Origin of the sequence: Mycolicibacillus koreensis (assembly GCF_002104795.1) — a bacterium.
GTDB lineage: Bacteria > Actinomycetota > Actinomycetes > Mycobacteriales > Mycobacteriaceae > Mycobacterium > Mycobacterium koreense.
Genome location: NZ_NCXO01000087.1, coordinates 1 through 5,127, shown reverse-complemented (window position 1 = coordinate 5,127; position 5,127 = coordinate 1). Strand labels below are relative to the sequence as shown.

6 protein-coding genes are annotated in these 5,127 nt (G+C 64.8%); all 6 read right to left on the bottom strand.

Annotation, left to right across the window (positions count from 1 at the left end):
* Positions 1-6: 6 nt before the first annotated feature.
* Genes B8W67_RS19810 through B8W67_RS19785 form a run of 6 tightly spaced genes read right to left on the bottom strand, consistent with a single transcriptional unit; the run spans position 7 to position 4,747 of the window.
* Positions 7-597: a hypothetical protein gene (locus tag B8W67_RS19810; RefSeq protein ID WP_085305892.1), complete on the bottom strand. Its 591-nt coding sequence runs from the start codon at positions 595-597 to the stop codon at positions 7-9.
* Positions 598-599: 2 nt separating this feature from the next.
* Positions 600-1,121, bottom strand: a complete 522-nt coding sequence (locus B8W67_RS19805) for a hypothetical protein (protein WP_085305890.1) — start codon at positions 1,119-1,121, stop codon at positions 600-602.
* Complete coding sequence (locus B8W67_RS21185) at positions 1,118-1,777, bottom strand: hypothetical protein (protein ID WP_197747567.1); 660 nt, start codon at positions 1,775-1,777, stop codon at positions 1,118-1,120. The genes B8W67_RS19805 and B8W67_RS21185 overlap by 4 nt, the downstream gene beginning before the upstream one ends.
* Positions 1,774-2,400, bottom strand: coding sequence for a hypothetical protein (locus B8W67_RS19795; RefSeq protein WP_133056170.1), 627 nt, complete (start codon positions 2,398-2,400; stop codon positions 1,774-1,776). Before B8W67_RS19795 ends, B8W67_RS21185 begins: the two co-directional genes overlap by 4 nt.
* A 14-nt stretch (positions 2,401-2,414) precedes the next feature.
* A complete protein-coding gene (locus B8W67_RS19790; RefSeq protein ID WP_133056169.1) occupies positions 2,415-4,415 on the bottom strand; it encodes a hypothetical protein in 2,001 nt (666 codons plus the stop codon).
* Positions 4,415-4,747: a hypothetical protein gene (locus B8W67_RS19785; RefSeq protein ID WP_085305882.1), complete on the bottom strand. Its 333-nt coding sequence runs from the start codon at positions 4,745-4,747 to the stop codon at positions 4,415-4,417. Before B8W67_RS19785 ends, B8W67_RS19790 begins: the two co-directional genes overlap by 1 nt.
* Between the last annotated feature and the right edge of the window lie 380 nt (positions 4,748-5,127).

Sequence of the window (5,127 nt, the reverse complement as noted above, 5' to 3'; positions counted from 1 at the left end):
TTATGTTTATAAGATACTGGTCTCAGGGGTGGGCGGTTGACCAGGGGATTGGGGTGTCGGGATAGAGACGTGGGTAGGGACCGACGGGGCGGAGGGGTCACCTTCCAGAGCCAAGCCGATGCCGTCCAGTGCTGTGTCCAGGCCACTCTTCACTCCTGTAATGGCGCGGCGGTACTGCTGGATCAGCTCATCCGAGCTGGGGTCGGGATTCTCGCCCGCTGCCTCGGCGGTCTCGGCTGCGTCGATCTCCTCGGTGCCCGTCGACACCAAGTCCACAATGCTGCCCTTAGCGTCCACGATGTCGGCAGCCGCGTCCGCCATCCACCCACTCACCGTGGCGTAGTCGACCGCCCCTTGACGCAGGTGGTCAGCAGCGGCGTCGAAATGCTCCGTCATCCCTGTAGCCATCTGCCCGCTCATCTCGTCCTCCACCGTTTCAGCCAAGACGGCTGTGTCGGTGGATTTCTGCTCGGCGAGGGCCGATGCTGCGTCCGTCCCAGCTTCCGCCGACAGGTAGGAGCCCTCGGACTCCTCGGGCCAGGAGTCCCCGATGAGACCGTGGGGGTCGGGCGGACGGAGGATGTCTGGACCAGGCATGGTTACTTGCACCCTTCGGGGTATCGAGCGTTAATCGCCGAGTCTGGGATGTCGTGTCCGTTTTCCAGTTCCTGCTTCGTGTGGTTGATGTACTTGTCGAACTGGTGGGAAGACGCCCGCCCCACGAGCGGGTCGGCAGCCGTGCTGATAGCTGTCCGAACCTGGATCAGCCACTGGGTCACCCAACCGAGCTTCGTCCTTACCCACTCGTCGCTCGCGGGCGACTTGACCCCCGCTAGCTCATGCGCAACCGACTCGAAACTCGGCATCTCGACCCCAGGTGGAGCAGCCAGATTGTTGTCCACGATCACCCGATCACACGGCGGCAACGGGTGCTCCCCCCACACCGCCGCCACGTCCACCAGCCCGCGCGGCTCCTCCACCGCCGAGCTCGGCGGCGGCGAGCTCGTCATCGACGACACCGCCTCGACCACATCGTGGGTCGGAGCCGAGCACCCGACCAGGGTGACCAGGAGCCCCAGTCCGACCAGCAGGGCGGGGAGGCGTGGGGACGTGACAGTCATCGCTGCTCCCCCTCGTCCAGCCGACGGGAGAGCTCCTCCAGGAAACTCCCGCCGCCTGGTGGGGTTGAGGCTGGCTGCGCCTGGGGCGGTGTCGGCGCTGGAGCTGCGGGCGGGGCGGGTGTCGGAGCCGCTGGGGTTGCGGGCGGTGAGGCAGCCACCGCCTCGTCGTAGGAGTCGTAGTCCTCGATGTCGTAGTCGTCGTAGCCGTGCGCGGCGCGGTCCTCCTCCTCGACCTGCCGCTCGATCTCGTCGAGCTGGCGAGGCAGGTCTGCCATGTCCTGCTTGATCTCGGGGGCAACCGCCGCCGTCGCCCAGAGTGTCATCCCCATAGTCACGACTACGAATCCACCGATGGGGACGATGATGAACCACGCCCAGGGGGGCAGACCGCTCTGCCGCTGGTCGATCTCCGCTGTGAGGGTGTCCACTTCCTTCTTGTACTCCGCTACTTTGTCGCGCACGGACTGGCAGTACCCCTCGGTGTGCTCCGAGTCTCGACAGGCACTCTGCGACTTGTGATACGTCTCGTACTGGCTCTTAGCCCACCGCAAGTCCGACTGCTGCTGCGCCGTCGGCTCCTGACTACACCCCGCCACGGGTAGCAGGGTCACCGCCGCCACCGCGACGGCGGCGGCTGCTCGTCGAATCCTGGTCATGCTGCACCTTCCTCTGAGGTCTTCGGCCCGCACTTCGCGGGCCAGTGCCGCGCGTTGGTTGGCAACGTCCACCCTGTGGGCAGTTCCAGCGTCGCCAATCTGGACAGATCATCGTTCGTGACTTTCCGCGAGGTCGTGATCCCGACGGCCACGGCCCCCGCCGCCGCGACGGCGATGGTGGTCAGACGGAAACGCGCGTCGGTCTTCCCGACGTTCCAGCTCTGACGGATCGAGCCCTCCGCCGCCTCGAAAGTTCTACGTGGCGAATCACGATCCGTCACCCAGGAGGTGACGGTTCGGGGAGCGATCTCCCCGACAGGGATTCCCTGCTCGACGAGGCGGCGCTGAATCTCGCCCGCGAGCATCATCCGACGTGGCCCCGAGCCGTCCCGATGGATGCCTTGGGTCATCATCGGAGTCATCATCACGACCAGCTCGGGTGTGCCGTTTTTCATCACGGACTCCATCACACGGTCGACCGTGACGTTCATCCGCTCGACATGGCCTGCGACGGTTTTCTCCGTCAGGGGCGGGGCCGAGACGAACTTGGTGAGGGGGTTTTTGACGGTCTCGACGAACGCGGCGATGGACACACCAGTCACCACAGCGTCGAGTCCGATCACGAATCGGGGTGTAGTCATAGGGTGTACTCCTCGGTCTCGTCGTCCTGGTGCTCGGGTTCGGACTCGTCCTCGGTCTCGGGTTCCGTCTTCTCCTCGGTCTCGGGCTCATTCGTCTCCGAGGGAGACTGACGGCGACGGAGCTCCTCCCAGAGTTCGTCCTCGGTCAGGTCGGTCAGGTCGGACAGGGAAGGTGAGGTCTTTCGTTCGGGTTCTGGTGTGGGCTCGGGAGTCTCGACGACTGGTTCCTCGACCTCCTCGATGACTGGCTGCTCTACCCTCGGAGCCCTGCGTCCCAGGAGCCGAGCGACCACGACCGTCTGGTCCTCGACGGGCTCGGCATCGAGGAGCTGAGCTTCCAGCTCGTCGGGCGCGGCGTAGCCCGCCTGGAACAACACGATTCCCTGCCCCTCCGTCTCCATGACTCCCCGACCCTTGGTGCTCATCAAGATTTCGGTCGGGTCAGGAGCACCTGGCGACTGCCGACCGAGCACCGTGATGCCCTGCTCGGGGGTGCTCACACGGAAACAGATTTTCAAAGCCGAGTTGTCACGAATCACTGTTGGAATCGACACGGCGTCGGGTTTCTGGGTAGTCAGGACGACGATGATCCCGACACTTCTCCCCTTCTGTACGAGAGTTCGGATGAGGCGGGTGATCTCGGAACTGAGGGACTTCTCGTCCTTGTCCATCCCACTCTGGTCGAGCCAGGTCTGGCACTCGTCCAAGATCACGAAAACGGGCTTGAGCCCCAAACGATTTCGGGTCTTCTGTTCCATGTTCCAGTAGTTGTTCGCCTTCGCCGCCGAGTACATCGCTTCCGCCCGCTGGCTCCGCAACTCCTCCATCCGTCGGAGGGTCTCCAGTGGCGCTCCGACGTCTCCCGACCTGTCGTACGTCCTGGCGATATGACGGAGAGGGTGCATGTCGAAGCCACTCTTGCCGTCGAAGACATGCAGCTCTGCTGCATCCCGCATCCCCGCGAAAACCGGCAGCAGACTGGCAGTTTTCCCACTTCCTGGCACACCGCCGACGACCATGCCACTGGACCCAGACCAGGTGATCCACGCTTCGTGACCGTCCGACGTGACTCCCAGGAGACTCCGTCCCCGCGCCGTGTCGAACTCTCCTGAGGTTGGTGTGGAGCCCGCGAACGGGTCCACGTCGTCGAACCTCAGGGTGAGGTTCCCCGACGAGTCCTCGACGACTCGTAAGTTTTCGGCGTTCATCCCTGCGGACTTGAAACCCGTCCTCAACGCAGGGACGGCTTTCGTCCACCGCTCCCGCGTATCCCCCGTGCGGTGGAGATAGGTCAGAGTCAGTCCAGTCCGTTCGATGACCACCTCACCGAGGGTCGGCACGGAGACCAGAGTCACCTTGCGGTCGTAGGTTCCGTAGGTTCCCGACATCTGCTCCGTGTCCGAGACGGAGTTGGTGACGCCCGCCGCCTCCGCAAGCTGAGCCCACCAGTCGTCGTCTCGGAGGCGTTTCAGCACCCCGTATCTGGACTCGATTTCGGACTTCCAGATACGTGCGACACCCTCGGCCCACTCGACGAAATCGGGGTCCGAACCCAGCTCGGGGCGCTCGCCGACGATGAGGTCAGGTACCGAGGCGGACGGACTCAGCCCGCCGCCAGGAAACAGCGCGGCGAGCGGTCCAGCCCCCGTCCGCTGGATGCCGAGTGTCCGAGCCAGAGACGGGGGAAGTACCGTTCGCCAATGCCAAACCCACACGGGGGACGTGACACTCGCGGTGGCTCCCGTGTAGACCGTGCGGGGCTGGGTGAGGAGTCGTTTCTCCTCGGCGGCGAACTCGGAGTCCACCCGTGAGGCGGCGGCTCGGGCATCGCTCCGAGCTTTCTCGGCGATCCCCTCGGACTTCTCCTCAGCCTTCTCGACCTCGATCTCGGCCTTCTCCTGGTCACGCTGAAAATCCCGCGCGAGTCGATCCTGCTGGTCGAGGTTTCTCTTCCACAGGTGCATCTGTTGCTGGTGGGTGTACTTCTGCCGAGCCATCAGGCGAGCCACCTCTCCACCCGCTCGGCGTCGAGTCGGGCCTGCGCTGCCGCGATGGCCTCGCGGCCTCGCTTCCGTGCCGCCGCCTCGGCGTTTCGGACGAGCTTCGAGGCGTCCGCGCGCGCGGCCCGCTCGATCTGCCGCGCCTCCGACCGAGCCGAGGCGTGAGCCGACGGCAGCGGCGGGGCTGTGGGTTGGCTTGCAGTCCGAGCGGAGAGGAAGAGGACCAGCCCGCCCGCAGCGAGGAGCAGGAGCCCTGGCCCCACAAGCTCATGGGTGGCGAGGAGGATGCCCACCAGGATCAGCGCGGCGGCGAAAACGAACTTCCCCACGGCGACCTCCTGACCTGCGGGCCCTTCTCTCCCTTATGCCGGAGCGGGGCGCGAATGCGGTCCGTTACGGCTTTAAAGATTCTAACCAGAGCGCGCCGTTTTCGTCAATTGTTTTCGGTTCGCTGTCCCGATAACAATTCGATAACGAAGCCTCGGTTACCAGCCATTATGTTGTACTCACCACAACACACACCATTTGCTGAGTGACCAATTCATACCCGTTTACCTGCAATGTTATGGTCACATTTACAGGGGTATCCGACGGCCCCGTAGGTCAGGGGGCTCGACGCGAGGTCGGCCTCGCCGCCCACGGGAGTGGGAGCCGCCGTCGGCGGCGGTGGCGAGGACGGGCGAGCAGGGCGGGTGGCTGGGGGTTGGGG